Source organism: Streptomyces lasiicapitis, assembly GCF_014646335.1.
In the GTDB taxonomy this organism is placed as follows: Bacteria; Actinomycetota; Actinomycetes; order Streptomycetales; family Streptomycetaceae; genus Streptomyces; species Streptomyces lasiicapitis.
On the sequence record NZ_BMNG01000001.1, the window covers coordinates 41,470 to 62,866 of the forward strand.

The following is a 21,397-nucleotide window of genomic DNA, read 5'->3' on the forward strand; positions in this document are numbered from 1 at the left end:
GTCGGGTACCTACACCTTCGCGTCCGCCTTCTCCAGCGGCACCGGTGCCGGCGCGGGCACCGTATCCGCCGACGCGGCGGGGGCATCGTGGTCGTCGTCCAGCAACGTCCGCTCGTCGAAGGGCAACTTCCCCTCCAGGACAAGCGCGACCCGCTCCCGGTCAACTTCCTTGGTCCACGTACCGATCAGCAACGTAGCCACCGCGTTACCCGCGAAGTTCGTCAGCGCACGAGCCTCGCTCATGAAGCGGTCGACGCCGATGATCAGGCCGACGCCGTCGACTAGGGCGGGCTTGTGGGACTGAAGGCCACTCGCCAGGACCGCGATGCCCGAACCGGAGACACCCGCCGCGCCCTTGGACGCGATCATCATGAACAGCAGCAGCGAGATCTGCTCGCCGATGCCCAGCGGCTGGTCCATCGCGTCGGCGATGAACAGCGAGGCCATCGTCAGATAGATCATCGTGCCGTCGAGGTTGAAGGAGTAGCCGGTCGGCACGGTGATGCCGACGACGGGGCGGCTCACGCCCAGGTGCTCCATCTTCGCGATGAGACGCGGCAGCGCGGACTCGGACGAGGACGTGGAGAGGATCAGCAGGAACTCGCGGCCCAGGTAGCGCAGCAGCTTGAAGAGGTTCACGCCGGTGGCGAGGCGCAGCAGCGTGCCGAGCACCACCAGGATGAACAGGGCGCAGGTGATGTAGAAGCCGATCATGATGGTGGCGAGCGCCCGCAAGGCGTCCGTACCGGTCTCGCCGATCACCGCGGCCATCGCGCCGAACGCCCCGATCGGCGCCGCCCACATGATCATGCCGAGCACGCGGAAGACCAGCTTCTGGATGTGCTGCACCCCGCGCAGGACCGGCTCGCCCGTCTTGCCCATGGCCTGCAGGGCGAAGCCGACGAGGAGGGCCACGAGGAGGGTCTGGAGCACCTCGCCCTCGGTGAAGGCGGAGACCATCGTCTTGGGGATGATGCCGAGCGCGAAGTCGACCAGGCCCTTGTCCGCCTCGTCGGCGGCGGTGTGGCCCGCGTCCTTGTCCGACTTGGACAGGTCCATGCCGTCGCCGGGGTGCAGGATGTTGCCGACGATCAGGCCGATGGCGAGCGCGACCACGGACATCGCGACGAAGTAGGCGAGCGCGAGCCCGCCGACCTTGCCGACCTTCGCCGCCTGCCGGACCGAGCCCACGCCGAGGACGATCGTGCAGAAGATGATCGGCGAGATCATCATCTTGATCAGGTTCACGAAGCCGGTGCCGATCGGCTTGAGCTCCTTGGCGAAGTCCGGCGCGATGAAGCCGACGGCGATACCGATCAGTACGGCGACGATGACGGCGATGTAGAGATAGTGCGTCCGGTCCCGCTTCGCGGGCGGTTTGCCCGTTCCGGCGGTGTCGGCCGCCGTCTGTCCCTGTGCCACGGGTGCCTCCTGGGGCTACGTACCTGCGTACGACTGGCGTCTGCGTCCGGTGTCTGCGTCTCGCTAGTCGTGCGGCTCACGTCCTGGCGATTCCGGGTGACTATCTCCCGGCCTGTGACGGCCGTCACGGTTACGTTCATTTAGTTCGTACACAACCCGTCAAGGCAGACTGGGACCATGCCCCAGGTCCCCCGACCGCCCCGCCGGCCCCGCGGCCCCCGCAGCCTCGCCGGGCAGCTCTTCGCGATGCAGGTGGTCCTGGTGGCGGTCGTGGTCGCGGGGTGCGCCCTTTTCACGTACCTCAGTGACCGGCATCAGGCGGAGGAGGCCGCGCTCCGGCAGGCCACGGCGGCGGCCCGCGCGGTGGCGGACGCGCCCTCGGTGCGGGAGGCGATCCGCGGCGAGGACCCGTCCCGCAGGCTCCAGCCGTACGCCACCGACGTGCAGCGGCACACCGGCGTCGACTTTGTGACGATCATGGATCCGCGAGGTATCCGCTGGACCCACCCCGACCCCGACCGCATCGGCGAGCGCTTCCTCGGCCACACCGCGGAGGCCCTGCGCGGCCAGACCTTCACCGAGATCTACACCGGCACCCTCGGCGCGTCCGCGCGCGTCGTCACGCCCGTCTACGACGGAGGCGACGACCGGCGCGGCGAGAACGGCCGCATCGTGGGCCTGGTCAGCGCGGGCATCACCATCGAGGCGATCAGCGAGAAGGCGCGCGGCCAGCTCGTGGCGCTGCTCGGTGTCGCCGCGGGCGCACTCGTGCTCGGCGCGGTGGGTACGTACGTGATCAACGCACGCCTGCGCCGCAGCACCCACGGCATGAACGCCGCCGAGCTGAGCCGCATGCACGACTACCACGAGGCCGCGCTGCACGCCGTGCGCGAGGGGCTGCTCATGCTGGACGGGCGGCGGCGCGTCGCCCTCATGAACGACGGCGCGCGCGAGCTGCTCGGCGTGCCCGAGGGCGTCGTCGGTCGGTACGTCACCGACCTCGGGCTTCCCGCGCCGCTCACCGGCGCGCTGCTCGACGCCGAGCCGCGGATGGACGAGGTGCATCTGACGGCCGACCGGGTGCTCGTCGTGAACACCTCGCCGGTGTCGGGCGGCGACCGCAGGGGCACCGTCGTGACCCTGCGCGACCACACCGAACTCCAGGCCCTGGCAGGCGAGTTGAGCTCCGAACGCGGCTTCACGCGGGCGCTGCGCTCGCAGGCCCACGAGGCCGCGAACCGGCTGCACACCGTGGTGTCCCTCATCGAGCTCGGCCGCGCCGACGAGGCCGTGGAGTTCGCCACCGCCGAGCTGGAGCTGGCGCAGGCCCTCACCGACCAGGTCGTCGCCGCCGTCAACGAACCCGTCCTCGCCGCCCTGCTCCTCGGCAAGGCCGCCCAGGCCAACGAGCACGGCGTGGAGCTCGTCGTCTCGGACGACACCAGCATCGACGACGGCATGCTCCCCGCAGGGCTGCCCCCGCGCGACCTGGTCACCATCCTCGGCAACCTCATCGACAACGCCGTGGACGCGGCCCAGGGCTCCCCCGCCGCCCGCGTCACGGTGACGGCCCGCGCGGGCTCCGGCGGCCTCCTCCTGCGCGTCACGGACACCGGCCCCGGCGTCGACCCCTCCCAGCGGGAGTCCGTCTTCCAGCACGGCTGGAGCACGAAGGCCCCCTCGGGCCGGGGCCTCGGCCTCTCCCTGGTCCACCAGACGGTGACGCGCCACGGCGGCACGCTGACCTTGACGGAACCGGAGGAGGGCGGGGCAGAGTTCACGGCGACGCTGCCGTTGGCCGCGAGCGCCGTGTCCCGGGCCGAGGGCACCGATAATGCAGGCGCGCAACGAGGCGTACGTACAGAAGACGAGGCCGACAGATGACCGACCCCCAGCCCATCCGGGTCCTCGTCGTCGAGGACGACCCCGTCGCGGCCGACGCCCACGTCCTCTACGTGAACCGGGTGCGGGGCTTCGAGGCCACCGCCACCGCCCACACCGCCGCGGAGGCCCGCCGCGCCCTCGACCGCACCCCCGTCGACCTGATCCTCCTGGACCTGAACCTCCCCGACGGCCACGGCCTGGCCCTCGCCCGCAGCCTGCGCGCCGCGGGCCACCGCGCGGACGTCATCGCGGTGACGTCGGCCCGGGACCTGGCGGTGGTCCGCGAGGGCGTCTCCCTCGGCGTGGTCCAGTACGTACTGAAACCCTTCACGTTCGCGACGCTGCGCGACCGCCTCACCCGCTACGCGGAGTTCCGCACCGCCGCGGGCGAGGCGACGGGCCAGGACGAGGTGGACCGCGCCCTGGCCACCCTCCGCTCCCCCGCCCCGGCCGCCCTGCCCAAAGGGCTCAGCGGCCCCACCCTGGAGCGGGTGACCCGCACGCTCCAGGACGCCGCCCCCGACGGCCTCACCGCCGCGGCCACGGCGGACACCACGGGCCTGTCCCGCATCACGGCCCGCCGCTACCTGGAGCACCTGGTGACGACGGGCCGCGCCGCCCGCAGCCCGCAGTACGGCCACGTGGGCCGCCCGGAGCTGATCTACCGCTGGCTGCAGCCGTCCTGACCGACGCCCCGGGACCCCCAAACCCCCACCCCATAACAACGTTGTCACGTTACCGACAAGCGTCAACGCACAGCGGCGGCAAGCCCGTTGCAAGGGCATTGACCTTGGTCCGAGCACGCGCTTACGTTCACCGGCAGCAGCCCCGCGCGGCAGCGCCTCCGCACCGCCGCGCGTGCCGCGTCGGACCGTAGGAGGTCGTGCCCGTGCGCCCCACCGCTCCCGCCCCTCTGATCCTGGCAGCCGTGCTCGCCGCCTCCACCCTGACCGCGTGCGGCGGCGGCTCCGGTGACGACCCGGACACCGTGAAGGTCTCGTACAAGCAGTCCATGGACAACCAGATCCAGGTGATGGACGACTACCTGGAGTCCATGAAGAAGCAGTTCGAGAAGGCGAACCCCGGCAAGAAGGTCAAACTGGTGCCGATCAAGGCGCCGGACGCGGAGTACTACACGAAGGTGCAGCAGATGCTGCGCTCCCCGAAGACCGCGCCCGACCTGGTGTACGAGGACACCTTCCTCATCAACTCCGACATCACCAGCGGGTACTTGAAGCCGCTCGACCCCTATCTGGACAAGTGGAAGGAGTGGCCGAAGTTCATCGGGACGGCCAAGGCGGCGGCGAAGGCGGAGAACGGCAAGACGTACGGCGTGCCGGACGGCACGGACACGCGCGGGCTCTGGTTCGACAAGGACATCTTCAAGAAGGCGGGCCTGCCCGCGAACTGGCAGCCGAAGAACTGGGACGAGATCCTGGACGCGGCCCGCACCATCAAGGAGAAGGTGCCGGACGTCGTCCCGCTGAACGTGTACACGGGCAAACCCGGCGGTGAGACCTCCTCCATGCAGGGCCTGGAGATGCTGCTGTACGGCACGGGCGAGAACCCGCTGTACGACCCGAAGGCGAAGAAGTGGGTCGTGGGCAGCCAGGGCTTCAAGGACTCCCTGAAGTTCGTGGAGACCGTCTACAAGGAGAAGCTCGGCCCGGACGTCGAGGACGCCCTCGACCCGAACATGGCCACGCGGGTGCGCGGCGAGTTCCTGCCCAAGGGCAAGCTCGGCATCAACCTCGACGGGTCGTGGCTGCCGCAGGACTGGCTGCCGGGCTCGGGGCACGAATGGCCCGAGTGGTCAAAGGAGTTGGGGCTGGCCGCGATGCCCACGCAGCACGGCCAGGCGCCCGGCAAGGTGAGCATGTCCGGCGGCTGGACCTGGGCCATCCCGTCGAAGGCGGGCAACCCCGACCTCGCGTTCAAGTTCATCGAGACGATGCAGACGAAGGAGAACGCGAAGAAGTGGTACATCGCCAACTCCGGCATCTCGGTGCGTGAGGACGTCGCCAAGGACCCCGCGTACGTGCAGGCGCAGCCCGGCATCAAGTTCTTCACCGACCTGGTCGCCTCGACGCACTATCGCCCCGCCTTCCCCGCGTATCCGAAGGTGTCCACCGCGATGCAGGAGTCGATGGAGCTGGTCACGACGGGGGACGGCTCGGTGGACAAGGCGGCGAGCGGCTATGACGAAGAGGTCGAGTCGGCCACCGACGGCAAGGTGATCGAGAAGTGACGGCTCCCCCGGGCCACCGGCGGCTCGCCCGCTCGCTGGCCCGGGCCCTGCCGGTGTCGCCCGCGGTCGTCCTGCTGCTGCTCTTCCTCGCGGGCCCGATCGGCTACTGCGCGTACATCGCCTTCACAGACCTCCAACTCACCGGCCAGGCCCACGAGTCGTTCGTGGGCTTCGAGAACTTCCGCACGGCCTTCGGCGACGAGGACTTCATCAACGCGGTCTGGCTGACGCTGGTCTTCACGTTCCTGTCGTCGATCGTCGGGCAGAACACGCTGGGCCTGGCGCTCGCGAGCCTGATGCAGCGCGCGTCGAAGCCGGTCCGTACGATCACGGGCGCCGTGGTGATCACGGCGTGGGTGCTGCCGGAGGTGGTGGCGGGCTTCCTGCTGTACGCCTTCTTCCGGCGCGACGGCACGCTCAACTCCGTCCTGGACTTCCTCCATCTCCCGTCCCAGAACTGGCTGTACACGCTGCCGATCCTCGCGGTGTCCTTCGCGAACGTCTGGCGCGGCACCGCGTTCTCGATGCTGGTGTACTCCGCCGCCCTCAACGAGATCCCCAAGGAGATCACCGAGGCGGCCCAGGTGGACGGCGCGAGCGGCTGGCGCCGCATGTGGCACATCACGCTGCCGATGATCCGCCGCTCCATCGGCACCAACCTGATGCTCAACACCCTGCAGACCCTGTCGGTCTTCGGCCTGATCTGGGTGATGACGCGCGGCGGCCCGGGAAACCGCAGCCAGACGCTCCCACTCTTCATGTACGAACAGGCCTTCCAGAAGAGCATGATCGGCTACGGCACCGCGGTGGCCCTGCTCCTGCTCCTGGTCGGATCCCTGTTCTCGCTCGTCTACATGCGCCTGTTGCGTACGGAGGTCTGAGGTGTCCGCACGCCGTACGAGAAGCCGCAAACTGGCCGCGGACATCGGCCTGTTGACCGTCGCCGCGACCTTCGCGGTGCCGCTCGCCTGGGTGGTCCTTTCCGCCCTCGACCCCAAGGCCGACGTGGGCGTGAAGGCCCCCGACGGCATCACGCTCGACAACTTCGACGCGGTCCTGACCGACGAGATCACGTTCACGCCGATGCTCAACAGCCTGCTGCTGTGCGGAGGCGGCACCCTCCTGACCGTGGTGAGCGCGGCCCTCGCGGCCTATCCGCTCTCCCGCTACAAGTCCCGCCTGAACCGCCCGTTCATGCTGACGATCCTGTTCGCGACGAGCCTGCCCATCACCGCCATCATGGTTCCGGTGTACGCGCTGTTCGTACGCGTCGACCTCATCGACACGATGCAGGGCACCATCTTCTTCTTCGCCGCCTCCCAACTCCCGTTCGCCATCTGGCTGATGAAGAACTTCATGGACGGCGTCCCCAAGGAACTGGAGGAGGCCGCCTGGACGGACGGCGCCTCGCCCTTCCAGTCCCTGATCCGCATCGTGCTGCCCCTGATGGGTCCGGGCGTGGCCGTCGTGACGGTCTTCTCCTTCGTCATGATGTGGGGCAACTTCTTCGTCCCCTTCATGCTGCTGCTCTCCCCCGACCAGATGCCGGCCGCGGTGAGCATCAACGACTTCTTCGGCAGCAAGGGCGCGATCGTCTACGGCCAGCTCGCGGCGTTCTCACTCATCTACTCGACGCCGGTGATCCTGCTGTACGTCCTGATCGCACGGCGCCTTGGCGGCGGGTTCGCGCTGGGGGGTGCCGTCAAGGGCTGAGCTCCGGCTGATCCGAACCGCGCCCGGCCCGGATCAGCCGTATTCAGCGTCACGGAAACGAGCGCCAAGGAGCATAGGCTCTTCAGGCGTATCGGAATGCGAAGCGGCTGAACGCGGTAATGAGGGCGAGAGCAATGGACCGGCGCGAAGAACTACGTGAATTCCTCAGGTCACGACGGGCCCGGGTGAGCCCGGAAGAGGCCGGCGTCGCCCGGGACACCGGATTCACCGGCCGTCGCCGGGTTCCGGGCCTGCGGCGCGAGGAACTCGCCCAGCTCTCCGGAGTCAGCGTCGACTACTACGTACGCCTGGAACAAGGCCGGGGCGGCAGCGCCTCCGCCGAGGTCCTGGACGCGATCGCGCGCGTACTGCGCCTCGACGAGCACGAACGGGCACACCTGTACTCACTGGTACGCGGCGAGGACAGCCGCCCCCTGGCGGGGCACCCTCAGGAGGTGCGTCCCGGGGTGCGCCGCCTCCTGGACACGCTCGCGTACGCGCCCGCCTACGTGGTCGGCCGCCGCCTGGAGATCCTGGCCTGGAACGACCTCGCCCGGATCCTGATCGCCGACTTCCCGGCCTTGGCACCCGAGGACCGCAACCTCGCCCGCCTCACCTTCCTGGACGGATCCGCCCGTCAGCGGTACGTCCACTGGCAGCAGAAGGCCGACGACACCGTCGCCTTCCTGCGCCTGGATGCCGGACGCCACCCGGACGACGCCCGGCTCGCCTCGCTGATCGAGGAACTGACCGAGCAGAGCGAGGACTTCCGCCGCCTGTGGAACGACCACAACGTCCGCGACAAGACCTACGGCGACAAGCCGCTCTACCACCCCTTGGTCGGCACCCTGGACGTCTCCTTCGAGACCCTCGGCCTCCCCGACGAACCGGATCAGGCGGTCGTCGTCTACCTCGCCGCTCCCGGTTCCAGGGCCGCTAGCGAGCTGCGGCTGCTCGCCACCAAGGGCTGAGCGCCGCTTCCCCGGCGGCGAGGGTGGTCATGGCATTACCAGGAATGGCATTCCTGGTTCACAGCGGACCTGTGCGGCATGAAAAGGATCCGGCACGGTGGTCTTCATCCGCAAGGAAGAAACAGAGACCACCGGAGGAATTCCCATGACGTACCACGTACTCGTCCAGTTCGACGTCCCGCCCGCCAAGCGCGAGGAATTCGTCGCCGCCGCGCTCTTCGACGCCCGGGGCTCACTCGCCAACGAGCCGGGAACCCTGCGCTTCGAGGTCATCCGCGACGAGAACAACCCGAACCGCTTCTACCTCGACGAGGTGTACGAGAGCCGCGAGGCGTTCGACGCGCACTGCCGGGCGGAGACCATCAAGGGCTTCTACGATCTGGTCGACTCCTACGCCCAGGGCCCCAACTTCCTCTTCAAGGGCGAGCGTGCGGAGACAGCCGCATGAGCCGTCCACGCGTACCGGGAGTGTGCTGATGCGCTGCTTCGACTGTTCCGAACTCGGCCGCGACGCCCCCGCGTCGGCCGTCTGCACCGACTGCGGCGCGGCGGCCTGCGCTGAGCACGTGACCGCGGTCCCGCGCCTGGTGCACCGCGCGGCGGGCATGGGCCGGTCCACCGGGCCGGTTCCCGGCCGCCGCATGGTCTGCCCGGTCTGCCGCCGGGCCGCGGCGGCGTAGGTTCCTCACCGGGGGGGCGCGAGAAGCACATGGAGGGCGCCCCGCCAGCCGTAGCTTCGTACGAGGCGCAACCCTGTGTGAACAAACCGTAGTCGCCGCACCCACGCGCCCATAGCGTGTGCCCGTGCAACCGAGCCAGCCCACGCCTCCGTTCAACTTCCCCGCAGCGCGCCGCCTCCGTGAAGCACTGGGGATGGCGCCGGGCCATGTCGCGTACGGCATGCGGGCCAGTTACGGCCTCGCCCACATCACTCCGGACACGATCATGGCGTGGGAGCGCGGCCTCTCCTCTCCGACGTCCGCCGAACTGGCCGCGCTCGCCGCGACGTTGTGGTGCTCGCCGGGCGATCTGATGGGCGCCGCCACGACGCTGCGCGAGCACCGCCTGGCCCGCGGCCTCGCCCCGGAGGACGTGGCGCGCGGGGCGGGCGTGGAGATCCAGACGTATCTGCGCATGGAGGAGACCGACCAGTGGCGCGGCACCGAGCGCCAGTCCGCGGGCCTCGCGCGCACGCTGCGGCTCTCCCTGCCCGAGTTCGTCACGGTGACGGGCCGCGCGGACGAGCTCGCCGAACTCCTCCGCAGCGCGGTGACGACCCGCTGGCAGGGCTACGTACGCCCGGTCAGCAAGCTGCTCGCCGTGGAGAAGCGTGACATCGAGGGCCCGCTGCGCAAGCTCCACGACGAGTACCAGGCGCGGATGGTGCGCACCCTGAGCTGGGGCAGCGGGGCGGGCGCGGACGCGTCGGGGCACGCGGGCCGCGACTTCCTGGACCGGATCCTGGACCACTTCTGGCCCACGGTGCCGAATATCAGCCCGTCCGGCGTTTGAGGACGAGCCCGAAGGGCGACAACCACCCACCGACCGGCACGGTCGGACGCACAGTTGCCCTAGAAGACCGACTCCGCCTCGTCCATCCGGTCCTTCGGGACCGTCTTCAGCTCCGTGACCGCCTCGGCGAGGGGCACCATCTGGACGTCCGTGCCCCGCAGCGCGGTCATGTGGCCGAAGTCACCGCGGTGCGCGGCCTCCACGGCGTGCCAGCCGAAGCGGGTGGCGAGCACCCGGTCGTACGCGGTGGGGGTGCCGCCGCGCTGGACGTGGCCGAGGATGACCGGCTTGGCCTCCTTGCCGAGGCGGCTCTCCAGCTCGAAGGCGAGGGCGGTGCCGATGCCCTGGAAGCGCTCGTGGCCGAACTGGTCGATGGCGCCCACGCCGTAATTCATGGTGCCCTCCTGCGGGTGCGCGCCCTCGGCCACGCAGATCACCGCGAACTTCTTGCCGCGCGAGAACCGCTCCTCGACCAGTTTGACCAGGTCAGCGGGGTCGAACGGGCGCTCGGGCAGGCAGATGCCGTGGGCGCCGCCGGCCATGCCGGACTCCAGGGCGATCCACCCCGCGTGCCGGCCCATGACCTCGACGACCATGACGCGCTGGTGGGACTCGGCGGTGGTCTTCAGGCGGTCCATCGCCTCGGTGGCGACGCCGACGGCGGTGTCGAAGCCGAAGGTCCGGTCCGTGGACGAGATGTCGTTGTCGATGGTCTTCGGTACGCCGACGACGGGGACGCCCGCGTCCGACAGCATCTTCGCGGCCGTCAGGGTGCCCTCGCCGCCGATCGGGATGAGCGCGTCGAAGCCGCTCTTCTCGATCAGTTCCTTGGCGTTGTCGCAGGCCGCGCGGAAGCGGGCGCGCTCCAGGCGGGACGAGCCGAGAATCGTTCCGCCGCGGGCCAGGATGCCGCTGACCGCGTTCAGGTCCAGGGTCCGGTAGCGGCCGTCGAGCAGGCCCGCGTACCCGTCCTCGAAGCCGATGACCTCGTCGCCGTAGTTGGTGACCGCTCGGTGCACGACCGACCGGATCACTGCGTTGAGGCCCGGGCAGTCGCCGCCCGCGGTGAGAATTCCGATACGCATCGCGCTGAGTCTCCTGCTCGCTGCTGTTCCTTGTGAGCCGATCCGATTGTTCCACGGTCCCGGAGGGGCCGCCGTCTTTCGTCCGGCCTGCGGCCTAGCCAGCCACAGAGGTATTGTCAAGAGGGCACAGCCAACAATATCGGGTGTATTTCGGCGCTGCCGGAGCTGCCCTCCCCCCTCCTCACCAGCGAAGACAGAGAAGGAGAGCACGCGTGACGCGCAGCGTGTACGTGACCGGGATCGACCGGGGCGACGGCCGTCAGGTCGTCGAGCTGGGAGTCATGGAGCTCCTGACCCGTCAGGTCGACCGCGTGGGCGTCTTCCGCCCGCTCGTCCACGACGGACCCGACCGCCTCTTCGAGCTGCTCCGCGCCCGCTACCGGCTCGCCCAGGACCCCGCGTCCGTGTACGGCATGGACTACCACGAGGCGTCCGCGCTGCAGGCCGAGAAGGGCACCGACGAGCTGGTCTCCCAGCTCGTCGACCGCTTTCACGCCGTCGCCCGTGAGTACGACGTGGTCCTGGTCCTCGGCACCGACTTCGCCGCCACCCAGCTCCCGGACGAGCTGGCGCTGAACGCCCGGCTCGCGAACGAGTTCGGCGCCTCCGTGCTCCCCGTGGTCGGCGGCAAGGACCAGACCGCCGAGTCGGTGCGCGCCGAGACCCGCAACGCCTACCGCGCGTACGAGACCCTCGGCTGCGACGTCCTCGCGATGGTCACCAACCGCGTCGCCCCGGCCGACCGCGACGAGATACACCAGCGCCTGGAGGCCCACCTCCCGGTGCCCTGCTACGTGCTCCCCGACGAAGCCGCCCTCTCGGCGCCGACCGTCGCGCAGATCACCCACGCCCTCGGCGGCAAGGTGCTGCTCGGCGACGACTCGGGCCTGGCCCGCGACGCCATCGACTTCGTCTTCGGCGGCGCCATGCTGCCGAACTTCCTGAACGCCCTGACCCCGGGCTGCCTCGTCGTGACCCCCGGCGACCGCGCCGACCTGGTCGTGGGCTCGCTGGCCGCACACAGCGCGGGCACCCCGCCCATCGCGGGCGTCCTGCTGACCCTGAACGAGCAGCCGGGCCAGGAGATCCTGCGCCTGGCCGACCGGCTCGCGCCCGGCACGCCCGTGGTCGCCGTGACCGGCGGCTCCTTCCCGACGGCGCAGGAACTGTTCGCCCTGGAGGGCAAGCTGAACGCGGCGACGCCGCGCAAGGCGGAGACCGCGCTCGGCCTCTTCGAGCGGTACACCGACACCGCCGACCTCCTCAAGCGCCTCTCGGTCTCCGGCAGCGACCGCCTCACGCCGATGATGTTCGAGCACAAGCTCCTCGAACGGGCCCGCTCCGACCGCCGCCGCGTCGTGCTTCCCGAGGGCACCGAGGAGCGCGTGCTGCGCGCCGCCGACGTGCTCCTGCGCCGCCGCGTGTGCGACCTGACGCTGCTCGGCCCGGTGGAGACCATCCGCAAGAAGGCCGCCGACCTCGGCGTCGACCTCGCGGACTCCCAGCTCGTCGACCCGGCCACCTCCGAGCTGCGCCAGGGCTTCGCCGAGGAGTACGCGCGCCTGCGCGCCCACAAGGGCGTGACCGTGGAGCTGGCGTACGACGTGGTGGCGGACGTGAACTACTTCGGCACGCTGATGGTGCAGGGCGGCATGGCCGACGGCATGGTGTCCGGTTCCGTGCACTCGACCGCCGCCACCATCCGTCCCGCCTTCGAGATCATCAAGACGAAGCCGGACGCGTCGATCGTGTCGTCCGTCTTCTTCATGTGCCTGGCCGACAAGGTCCTCGTGTACGGCGACTGCGCGGTCAACCCGGACCCGAACGCCGTGCAGCTCGCGGACATCGCCGTCCAGTCGGCCGCCACCGCCGACCAGTTCGGCGTCGAGCCGCGCATCGCGATGCTGTCGTACTCGACCGGCACCTCAGGATCGGGCGCCGACGTCGACAAGGTCCGCGAGGCCACCGAGCTGGTGCGCGGCCAGCGCCCGGACCTGAAGATCGAGGGCCCGATCCAGTACGACGCCGCCGTCGAGCCGTCCGTCGCGGCCACCAAGCTGCCGGGCTCCGACGTCGCGGGCCAGGCCAGCGTGCTGATCTTCCCGGACCTCAACACCGGCAACAACACCTACAAGGCCGTGCAGCGCTCGGCCGGCGCGATCGCCGTCGGCCCGGTCCTGCAGGGCCTGCGCAAGCCCGTGAACGACCTGTCCCGGGGCGCGCTCGTCCAGGACATCGTGAACACCGTCGCCATCACGGCGATCCAGTCCCAGACCCCCGCACAGTCCCCCACCGAGAAGGCAATCCCCCAGTGAGCTCGTCCCGCGTCCTCGTCCTCAACTCCGGCTCCTCGTCGGTGAAGTACCAGCTGCTCGACATGAGCGACAGCAGCCGGCTCGCGATGGGCCTCGTCGAGCGCATCGGCGAGGAGACCTCCCGCCTGAAGCACACCCCGCTGACGGGCGGCGGCGCGGAGCGCGAGCGCACCGGACCGATCGCCGACCACGAGGCCGCGCTGAAGGCCGTCGCCGACGAGCTGGCCGCCGACGGGCTCGGCCTGGACTCGCCGGAGCTGGCCGCGATCGGCCACCGCGTCGTGCACGGCGGCAAGCACTTCACCGAACCGACCGTCATCGACGACGCCGTGCTCGCCGAGATCGAGCGCCTCATCCCGGTGGCCCCGCTGCACAACCCGGCCAACCTGACGGGCATCCGCACGGCTCAGGCGCTGCGCCCCGACCTGCCCCAGGTCGCCGTCTTCGACACCGCCTTCCACACGACGATGCCGGAGGCGGCCGCCCGCTACGCGATCGACGTGTCCACCGCCGATGAGCACCGCGTGCGGCGCTACGGCTTCCACGGCACCTCGCACGCGTACGTCTCGCGTGCCACCGCGAAGCTGCTCGGCAAGGCTCCCGAGGACGTCAACGTCATCGTCCTTCACCTCGGCAACGGCGCGTCCGCGTCCGCCGTGCGCGGCGGCCGTTGCGTGGACACCTCCATGGGCCTCACCCCGCTGGAGGGGCTCGTGATGGGCACGCGCTCCGGTGATCTGGATCCGGCCGTCATCTTCCATTTGGCGCGCGTCGGCGGTCTGTCCATCGACGAGATCGACACTCTCCTCAACAAGAAGAGCGGCCTTGTCGGCCTGTGCGGCGACAACGACATGCGGGAGATCCGCCGCCGCATCGACGAGGGCGACTCAAGTGCGCTGCTGGCCTTCGACATCTACATTCACCGTCTGAAGAAGTACATCGGCGCCTATTACGCCGTGCTCGGCCGCGTGGACGCCATCGCGTTCACGGCGGGTGTCGGCGAGAACGCGGCGCCGGTGCGCGAGGCCGCCGTCGCGGGCCTGGAGGAGCTGGGCCTCGCGGTCGACGGCGGGCTCAACGCCGTACGAAGTGACGAGCCGCGGCTGATCTCGCCGGAGTACGCCCGGGTCAAGGTCGCCGTCGTGCCGACCGACGAAGAACTGGAAATCGCGACGCAGACTTATGCACTGGCAGGAAAGAACAGCTGAGCACCGGTACGCCCATTTGTAGATTCCACCAGACGGAATATTCCGTAGCGAAACAAACCGATAGGATCGCCCCATGCGCCGTTCCAAAATCGTCTGCACGCTGGGCCCCGCCGTCGACACCGAAGAGCAGCTCGTCTCGCTGATCGAGGCCGGCATGAATGTGGCCCGCTTCAATTTCAGCCACGGCACGCACGCCGAGCACCAGGGCCGGTACGACCGTGTCCGTGCCGCGGCCGAGCGGACGGGCCGCGCGGTCGGTGTCCTCGCCGACCTGCAGGGCCCGAAGATCCGTCTGGAAACCTTCGCCGAGGGACCCGTCGAGCTGGTGCGCGGTGACGAGTTCACCATCACCACCGAGGACGTGCCCGGCGACAAGTCGATCTGCGGCACGACCTACAAGGGTCTGCCCGGCGACGTGGCCAAGGGCGACCCGGTCCTCATCAACGACGGCAACGTCGAGCTGAAGGTCACCGAGGTCGAAGGACCGCGCGTGAAGACGATCGTCATCGAGGGCGGCGTCATCTCGGACCACAAGGGCATCAACCTGCCCGGCGCGGCCGTGAACGTGCCCGCGCTGTCCGAGAAGGACATCGAGGACCTGCGCTTCGCGCTGAAGATGGGCTGCGACCTGGTGGCGCTGTCCTTCGTGCGGGACGCGGGCGACGTCAAGGACGTCCACAAGGTGATGGACGAGGAGGGCCGCCGGGTCCCCGTCATCGCCAAGGTGGAGAAGCCGCAGGCGGTGGCGAACATGGAGGCCGTCGTGGCGGCCTTCGACGGCGTGATGGTCGCCCGCGGCGACCTGGCCGTCGAGTACCCCCTGGAGAAGGTCCCGATGGTGCAGAAGCGCCTCGTGGAGATGTGCCGCCGCAACGCCAAGCCGGTGATCGTCGCGACCCAGATGATGGAGTCGATGATCACCAACTCCCGCCCCACGCGCGCCGAGGCGTCCGACGTCGCCAACGCGATCCTGGACGGCGCGGACGCGGTGATGCTGTCCGCCGAGTCGAGCGTGGGCGCGTACCCCATCGAGACGGTCAAGACCATGTCGAAGATCGTCACCGCCGCGGAGGGCGAGCTGCTCTCCAAGGGCCTGCAGCCGCTGGTGCCCGGCAAGAAGCCGCGCACGCAGGGCGGTTCGGTGGCCCGCGCGGCCTGCGAGATCGCCGACTTCCTCGACGGCAAGGCCCTCGTCGCCTTCACCAAGTCCGGTGACACGGCCCGCCGTCTGTCCCGCTACCGCGCGGCGCAGCCGATCCTGGCCTTCACCACGGACGCCAGCACCCGCAACCAGCTCGCCCTGAGCTGGGGCGTGGAGACCTACGTCGTGCCGCACGTGGACAACACGGACGCCATGGTCGAGCTGGTCGACGCCGAGGTCCTCAAGCTCCAGCGCTACAACGACGGCGACACGATGGTCATCACCGCAGGATCGCCCCCCGGCATCCCCGGCACCACCAACATGGTCCGGGTCCACCACCTGGGCGGCGGCGACCGCGACTGATCCGGTACGGAGCCGGTCCGGCTCCGTACCGGTACGACATTGAGGGCGCCCCCTGTGCAAGGGGGCGCCCTCAATGGTGTGCGGCTCCCGGAACGGGTCTTCGGGTCTCCGGTCTCAGTCGGTGATCGACTGGTGCAGGCCGGGGATGGTGAGTTCGCCGCCGAACTGGCCCGCCTGCTGGACCTTCACGTTGGTGAAGTAGATCAACGGCAGGTTGAGCGGCGGCGGGTGCTCCGGGTCGAACGTGATCGGGATCAGACCGAAGAGGTTTCCGGAGATCCGCTCGGTGTACATCGTCGTGTCGCCCTTGCGGATCGTGGACGTGGAGCCCTTGGCCGCCTGGACGTGGTACTTCTTGCCGTTCGGGCTCTCGACGATCTGGTGCAGGTCGCCGATGTCCGTGCCGCCGCTGATGACGTACTTCAGCGCCTGCTTGGTCCGGCCGTTGGGCATCTTCAGGTTCACGACGCCCTTGTAGTCCGCGCCCTTGAGGAGCAGCGAGCTGGCCTCCAGGTGCCACGGCTGGTTCGGGATCGGCGCGGGCGCCTGCTCCTCGTCGCCGTCGACCTTCTTCTCCACCACGCACGGGAACGGCTTCTTGCCGTCCTCGTCCGGCGCCATCGGGTCCTTGGCCTCGTCGGAGTCGGGGTCGGCCTCGTCCTTGGCCTTCTCCGCGGCCTTCTCGGCCTTCTCCGCCGCTTCCTCGGCCTTCTCGACGGTGTCGTCGACGCCGTCCTTGAGACCGTCCTTCACCTCGTCGAGGGTTTCACCGACGGGCTTGGTGGCCTTGTCGGAGTCCTTGGAGTCGGCGTCGTCGGAGTCCTTGGTGTCCTCGGAGTCCGTCGAGTCCTTGTCGGCGGAGTCGGACGGCTTCGAGTCGGGGGACTCCTTCTCGGCCGCCTCCCGCTCCTCCTTCTCCTTGGGCGTGAGGAGGTCCTTGAGCGCGTCGCCGACACCCAGCGGGTCCAAGGGGTTCTTGGTCTCGGAGGGCACGGGGTCCGGCTTCGGGTCCTTCGCCTCGCCGCCGTCGCTGTCCGCGTCCTCGTCGGAACCCTTGTCCGCGTCGGCGTCGTCCGCGTCGGCCTTGTCGCCGTCGTCGTCACCGGCGCGCGACGAGGTGGACCCGGACCCGGACTTGTCGCCGTCCGCGCCCTTGCCGTCCTCGTCGTCCTTGCCGTCGTTGTCCTCGGAGTTCTCGGCGTCCTCGGCCTTCTCCTTGGCCTCGTCGGCCTTCTTGCGCGCGGCCTCGGCCTTCTCCTCGGCCTCCTTGGCCGCCTTGTCCTTGGCCTTCTGCTCCGCCTCCGCGGACTGCTCGTCCGGCGCGGTGACGCAAGGGCCGTCCCGGAAGGGGTTCTTGGGGACGCCCGGCTTCGCCTGCGCGAGCTGGGGCGTGAGGCCCATTCCCATGAGTACGGCGGTGGGCATCGCCGCGAGGGCTATCGCCTTGCCCGCGGGCAACTGCAGCCGGGTCAGCAGCGGCTTCTTCGGGGCGGCGTGCCGCGGCCCCGTTCTCACACGGGACGTGGCCGCATCAGTCCCGCGGCGCGCCTCGTCAGCCGGCACGGTGCCTCCCGTTCGTCCCGTTCGTCGGGCTCGATCCTGACAAGTCATCGGTCGCACCACCCGCCACCGGCGAGGCCCCGTCCGCGGCCGCCGCGGCCGCGGGCTGCGGAGCCCCGTCACCGAGACCCCCGGCGTCCGGCGCCTTCGCGGGCCGCTTCGACCGCTTCTCCAGCCGGGTCGGCATCCAGGAGACGCCGAGCGCACCGCCGACGAGGGCGAGCAGGAAGCCCATGACGAAGCCGCCGAAGTTGGACACCACAAGGGAGACCAGGGCGAGCAGAATCGCCGCGACGCCCGCGAACACGCGGGACTGCGGCTGGAACCACATGGTCAGGCCGAGCACGACAAGCAGCACGCCGATGATCAGCGATCCGGCTCCGGCGGTGGTCGCCATCCGGATGGTCATCGTGCCGAGCGTGAGGTTCGCGTACGGGAAGTACATGATCGGGATGCCGCCGAGCAGTGTCAGCAGGCCACCCCAGAACGGGCGCTGACCGCGCCACCCTCGGAAACGAAGGCGCACCCGGCCCAGCTTGTGACCAAGGCCCACTTGCGCTTCGGCGCTCATGTCGTACAGCTCCTCGGGTATGGCGTTTGGTTCTGTGTGTGCGGATTCGGGCACGGGGACGGCTGGTTGGACGTCTGGTTGAAGACGTGGGGCGCCCCCGCGCCCGGCCGTTCAGCGCAACAAGTGCCTCAGTAGCACTCGTGCTTGCCCTTCTTGACCGACATGCCGAGGCCGGAGAGCTTGAAGGTGCCGGCCGTGGTCGCCCACGCACGCTGCTTCACATCTGTGAAGCGGACCTTGTCGGCCTGCTGCGCGAACGAGTCCGGGACGTACTTGTCGCCCTTGGCCGGACCCGGGCCCTTCGTCGTACGGTCGACCGAGACGCCGATGTCGACGTTGGTGAACGTCGCATTGGCCTTCAGATCGTCCGCGTCGATGTAGAGCTTCTTCGCCTCGACCCTCGGGCTGCCCTTGCCACCGGCCTTGAGCACCATCGAGATGTCGCCGAAGACGGGGACGGGAACGACCACCGACTGACAAAGGTTGGTGATCTTCGCCGACTCCATGCCGACGACGGCGACCGGGTGGTTACCCGACTTGCCGCTGTCCATGGCGCCGTACTGGACGAATCCCGTACCGTCGAGCTGATCTGCGGTCACCTTGAACTGCTGACCGGACACACTGAACGATGCCGCGAGCGCACCCTGCGAGAGGGCCACGCCTATCGCGGCAGTCGCCGCGACGCTCGGCACCATGACCACGGCGAACCGCTTCCATCTGGTTCCGCCACGAGCCACGGACTCCATGACTTTCCTCCTTCTCGGACGTACATCTCCGCCCCTTGCCGCACCCTCTGGGGATGTCGGGCCGGGCGGGGATGGGAGAAGTGCTACGTCCTCGGTAAGGAGAGCGCCCGCGGAACAAGGGCGCGCTGTGCGCCTCGATCACCGGCGATCACCCCCGAGCGACAACCACTGGTCGCGCCTGACGCATCACGCACAACCTTGCTTGGACAGGCCCTGCCGGGACCGGCAGGGACCCCCCTGTCCCAGACCGGCGACGGTGCCGCCGGCCTGCCCGGTGGGGACCCAGAAGTTCCGTCTCCCGATTGGCTGTCGGGCTGCGGGCAATGGACCGAGCGTGGCCGATCGTGGTGCATTCTCGGCGCCCGCACAAGGGGGTTCGTTACTGGCTGGTAACGGCCGGATAACCGACCCGGCACCGCCCGGCATCGACCAACGACGGACGGTGTTGTCAACAGGCGGACAAGAACGGTTGATTGAGGAACAGAGTCGGACAGATCGACTCTCTCGCCTTACTCCAAGTAACAGTGGCCGCGTTTGCCAAGATTTGGCAAAGCACGGCCACTGTGGCGTTACGTCGACAGACTTTTCACTTGAGTCCCACGGTCGCGGACGCGTAGCGACTGGTCAGCGAACGGCGCGGGGCAAATCCGGCAGAACGCCGGGGCGGGGCGAAGGGGCCCCGACGGCACGTCAGAAGAGCACCCTCGCCAGCGCCGTGCGGGCCGAGGTCACGCGCGGGTCGTCACCGCCGACCACCTCGAAGAGTTCGAGAAGCCGCACGCGGGCGGCGTCCCTGTCGTCACCCGCGGTGCGCTTGACCGCGTCGATCAGGCGGGCGAAGGCGTCCTCGACGTGGCCGCCGACCAGGTCGAGATCGGCGGCGGCGATCTGCGCGGGCACGTCGCCCGGCTTCTCGGCGGCGTCCTTGCGTACGACGGCGGGGTCCAAGTCCTGCACCCGCTGGAGCAGTTCGGCCTGGGCGAGGCCGAGCTTGGCCTCGGTGTTGCCCGGGTCGTCGCTCAGTACGTTCTTGTACGCCTGGACCGCGCCGCCCAAGTCGCCCGCGTCGAGGGCCTGGACGGCCGCTTCGAGCAGGGCGTCGTACGGACCGGCCGGAACGGTGGGCTCGGCGGCGGGCTCGGCGGCCTCGGCGTCCGCGTCGACGACGAGGCCCGTGAGGCCGAAGCGCTCCTCGCCGACCTGGATGAGCTGGTCCAGGGTCTGGCGGATCTGGGCCTCGGGGGCCGCGCCCTGGAAGAGCGGCAGGGCCTGGCCCGCCACGACCGCGAAGACCGCCGGGATGCCCTGCACCCCGAACTGCTGCATCAGCATCTGGTTCGCGTCGACGTCGATCTTCGCGAGCACGAAGCGGCCGTTGTACTCGCGGGTCAGGCGCTCCAGGAGCGGGCTGAGCTGCTTGCACGGCTCGCACCACTCGGCCCAGAAGTCGATGACGACGGGCACTTCGGCGGAGAGCTGGAGGACGTCACGCTCGAAGCCCGACTCGTCGACGTCGATGACGAGACTCGCGGGAGAGACCGCGGACCCGGCGCCCCCGCCGCCCTGCCTGGCCGCTTCGGCGCGCGCCTGCTCCGCCTTCGCCTTGGCTTCCTGGGCCGCCTTCACCGCGGCTAGGTCGACGACTCCGCTCATGGACATGTTCCGTGGCTGCATGAGTACATCCTCCCCCAACCCGCGCGGGAACCGTGCCTGTCCGAGACTCCCCGCCGGATTGCGGAGCCGCCGGACGAACCCGATGCCCTGATCACTACAGGTCCCGAGGAGGACCGTTGTCGGCGCGAGGTCCCCACCCCGCACCGCGGCGGGGTCCCCACCCCGCACTGTGGTTGCCGCCCCTGGGGCGGTAGTCGTACGCAGCTTTCGCTACGGCTCGTAGCGTATCTGTGGGACGCGGGGCGCGGCACCGGGTGTCAGGTGATCTGCCTCACTCGGCACCGGCAAAGCCGCCTTCATACTCGCCGGTATGGTCGCGGGATGCAGAGCCGCAGCACACCGCCGACGCGCGCCGGAGGACGACCGCGCAGCGCCGAGGCGGACACCGCCATCCTCGAGGCGACCAGGCAGGCCCTGGTCGACCTCGGCTGGACCAAGCTGACCATGGGCGACGTGGCCACGCGGGCGGGGGTCGCCAAGACCACCCTCTACCGGCGCTGGGCGGGCAAGAGCGAGCTGGTGGTGGACGCCGTGGCCGAGCTCTTCGACGAGCTCGAACTCCCCGACAGCGGCAGCCTGGCCACGGACATCGAGAGCGTCGTCCTCCAGTTCGCCGCGCTGCTCGGCCGCCCCGAGACGAAGACCGCGCTGATGGCCGTCGTCGCCGAATCCACCTCCGACGAGCCCCTGCGCGAACGCATCCGCACCTCCATCGTCGACCGCCAGAAACGCCTCGTCCTCACCGGCCGCGCCCGCGCCCAGGCCCGCGGCGAACTCCCCGTGGAACCCGACACCGCCACCGCCGCGATGACCGCGGACCTCATCTTCGACGTGATCGCAGGCGCGGTGGTGCACCGCGCCCTGGTCAGCGCGGAACCGGTGGACACGGAGTGGGCCCACCGGTTCACGCTACTGATCCTGGGCGGCCTGGCCGCGGCGGCTTCTGGCCAGGGGGCCTGACGGGGTTCCCCTGCTGCCCGTCGA

The 21,397-nt window shown here is 69.7% G+C and carries 19 protein-coding genes; 13 read left to right on the forward strand and 6 right to left on the reverse strand.

Annotated elements, in window-relative coordinates:
- Positions 1–9: 9 nt before the first annotated feature.
- Complete coding sequence (locus IEY91_RS00170; protein WP_164320495.1) at positions 10–1,422, reverse strand: cation:dicarboxylate symporter family transporter; 1,413 nt, start codon at positions 1,420–1,422, stop codon at positions 10–12.
- Positions 1,423–1,599: 177 nt separating this feature from the next.
- On the opposite strand from IEY91_RS00170, the gene IEY91_RS00175 reads away from it, so the two are divergent.
- The 9 genes from IEY91_RS00175 to IEY91_RS00215 all read left to right on the forward strand — a co-directional run bounded on the left by IEY91_RS00175 (position 1,600) and on the right by IEY91_RS00215 (position 9,750).
- Positions 1,600–3,306: a sensor histidine kinase gene (locus IEY91_RS00175; RefSeq protein WP_229696605.1), complete on the forward strand. Its 1,707-nt coding sequence runs from the start codon at positions 1,600–1,602 to the stop codon at positions 3,304–3,306.
- Positions 3,303–3,992, forward strand: coding sequence for a response regulator (locus IEY91_RS00180; RefSeq protein ID WP_189172397.1), 690 nt, complete (start codon positions 3,303–3,305; stop codon positions 3,990–3,992). The genes IEY91_RS00175 and IEY91_RS00180 overlap by 4 nt, the downstream gene beginning before the upstream one ends.
- A 197-nt stretch (positions 3,993–4,189) precedes the next feature.
- Entirely contained in the window at positions 4,190–5,554 is a 1,365-nt protein-coding gene (locus IEY91_RS00185; protein WP_189172398.1) for an extracellular solute-binding protein, read from the forward strand.
- The gene (locus IEY91_RS00190; RefSeq protein ID WP_164320503.1) at positions 5,551–6,435 is read left to right on the forward strand and encodes a carbohydrate ABC transporter permease; all 885 of its coding nucleotides are present in this window, start codon (positions 5,551–5,553) and stop codon (positions 6,433–6,435) included. Before IEY91_RS00185 ends, IEY91_RS00190 begins: the two co-directional genes overlap by 4 nt.
- A gap of 1 nt (position 6,436) precedes the next feature.
- Positions 6,437–7,267: a carbohydrate ABC transporter permease gene (locus IEY91_RS00195; protein WP_164320505.1), complete on the forward strand. Its 831-nt coding sequence runs from the start codon at positions 6,437–6,439 to the stop codon at positions 7,265–7,267.
- Between the two features lie 134 nt (positions 7,268–7,401).
- Entirely contained in the window at positions 7,402–8,238 is an 837-nt protein-coding gene (locus tag IEY91_RS00200) for a helix-turn-helix transcriptional regulator (protein WP_306309844.1), read from the forward strand.
- A 145-nt stretch (positions 8,239–8,383) separates the two neighbouring features.
- Complete coding sequence (locus IEY91_RS00205; protein ID WP_164320509.1) at positions 8,384–8,686, forward strand: heme-binding protein; 303 nt, start codon at positions 8,384–8,386, stop codon at positions 8,684–8,686.
- A 28-nt stretch (positions 8,687–8,714) separates the two neighbouring features.
- On the forward strand, positions 8,715–8,918 hold the full coding sequence (locus IEY91_RS00210; protein ID WP_189172400.1) for a DUF2180 family protein: 204 nt from the start codon (positions 8,715–8,717) through the stop codon (positions 8,916–8,918).
- A gap of 193 nt (positions 8,919–9,111) precedes the next feature.
- Positions 9,112–9,750, forward strand: a complete 639-nt coding sequence (locus tag IEY91_RS00215; protein ID WP_164328181.1) for a helix-turn-helix domain-containing protein — start codon at positions 9,112–9,114, stop codon at positions 9,748–9,750.
- 59 nt (positions 9,751–9,809) lie between these two features.
- On the opposite strand, the gene IEY91_RS00220 is transcribed toward IEY91_RS00215, so the two are convergent.
- Complete coding sequence (locus tag IEY91_RS00220; RefSeq protein WP_164320513.1) at positions 9,810–10,835, reverse strand: 6-phosphofructokinase; 1,026 nt, start codon at positions 10,833–10,835, stop codon at positions 9,810–9,812.
- 212 nt (positions 10,836–11,047) lie between these two features.
- Between IEY91_RS00220 and pta the strand changes: the two genes are divergently transcribed.
- The 3 genes from pta to pyk all read left to right on the forward strand — a co-directional run bounded on the left by pta (position 11,048) and on the right by pyk (position 15,862).
- Entirely contained in the window at positions 11,048–13,150 is a 2,103-nt protein-coding gene (gene pta, locus IEY91_RS00225; protein ID WP_189172402.1) for a phosphate acetyltransferase, read from the forward strand.
- Positions 13,147–14,358, forward strand: coding sequence for an acetate kinase (locus IEY91_RS00230; RefSeq protein ID WP_189172403.1), 1,212 nt, complete (start codon positions 13,147–13,149; stop codon positions 14,356–14,358). The genes pta and IEY91_RS00230 overlap by 4 nt, the downstream gene beginning before the upstream one ends.
- 73 nt (positions 14,359–14,431) lie before the next feature.
- A complete protein-coding gene (gene pyk, locus IEY91_RS00235; protein ID WP_164320519.1) occupies positions 14,432–15,862 on the forward strand; it encodes a pyruvate kinase in 1,431 nt (476 codons plus the stop codon).
- A 114-nt stretch (positions 15,863–15,976) separates the two neighbouring features.
- On the opposite strand, the gene IEY91_RS00240 is transcribed toward pyk, so the two are convergent.
- From IEY91_RS00240 to IEY91_RS00255, 4 genes are all read right to left on the reverse strand, one after another.
- The gene (locus tag IEY91_RS00240; protein ID WP_189172404.1) at positions 15,977–17,425 is read right to left on the reverse strand and encodes a hypothetical protein; all 1,449 of its coding nucleotides are present in this window, start codon (positions 17,423–17,425) and stop codon (positions 15,977–15,979) included.
- A complete protein-coding gene (locus tag IEY91_RS00245; RefSeq protein ID WP_164320523.1) occupies positions 17,415–17,993 on the reverse strand; it encodes a DUF6114 domain-containing protein in 579 nt (192 codons plus the stop codon). Before IEY91_RS00245 ends, IEY91_RS00240 begins: the two co-directional genes overlap by 11 nt.
- Positions 17,994–18,121: 128 nt before the next feature.
- Positions 18,122–18,739: a DUF6230 family protein gene (locus IEY91_RS00250; RefSeq protein WP_164320525.1), complete on the reverse strand. Its 618-nt coding sequence runs from the start codon at positions 18,737–18,739 to the stop codon at positions 18,122–18,124.
- 690 nt (positions 18,740–19,429) lie between these two features.
- Entirely contained in the window at positions 19,430–20,413 is a 984-nt protein-coding gene (locus tag IEY91_RS00255; RefSeq protein WP_164320527.1) for a tetratricopeptide repeat protein, read from the reverse strand.
- Between the two features lie 321 nt (positions 20,414–20,734).
- On the opposite strand from IEY91_RS00255, the gene IEY91_RS00260 reads away from it, so the two are divergent.
- Entirely contained in the window at positions 20,735–21,373 is a 639-nt protein-coding gene (locus tag IEY91_RS00260; protein WP_164320530.1) for a TetR/AcrR family transcriptional regulator, read from the forward strand.
- Positions 21,374–21,397: the final 24 nt, after the last annotated feature.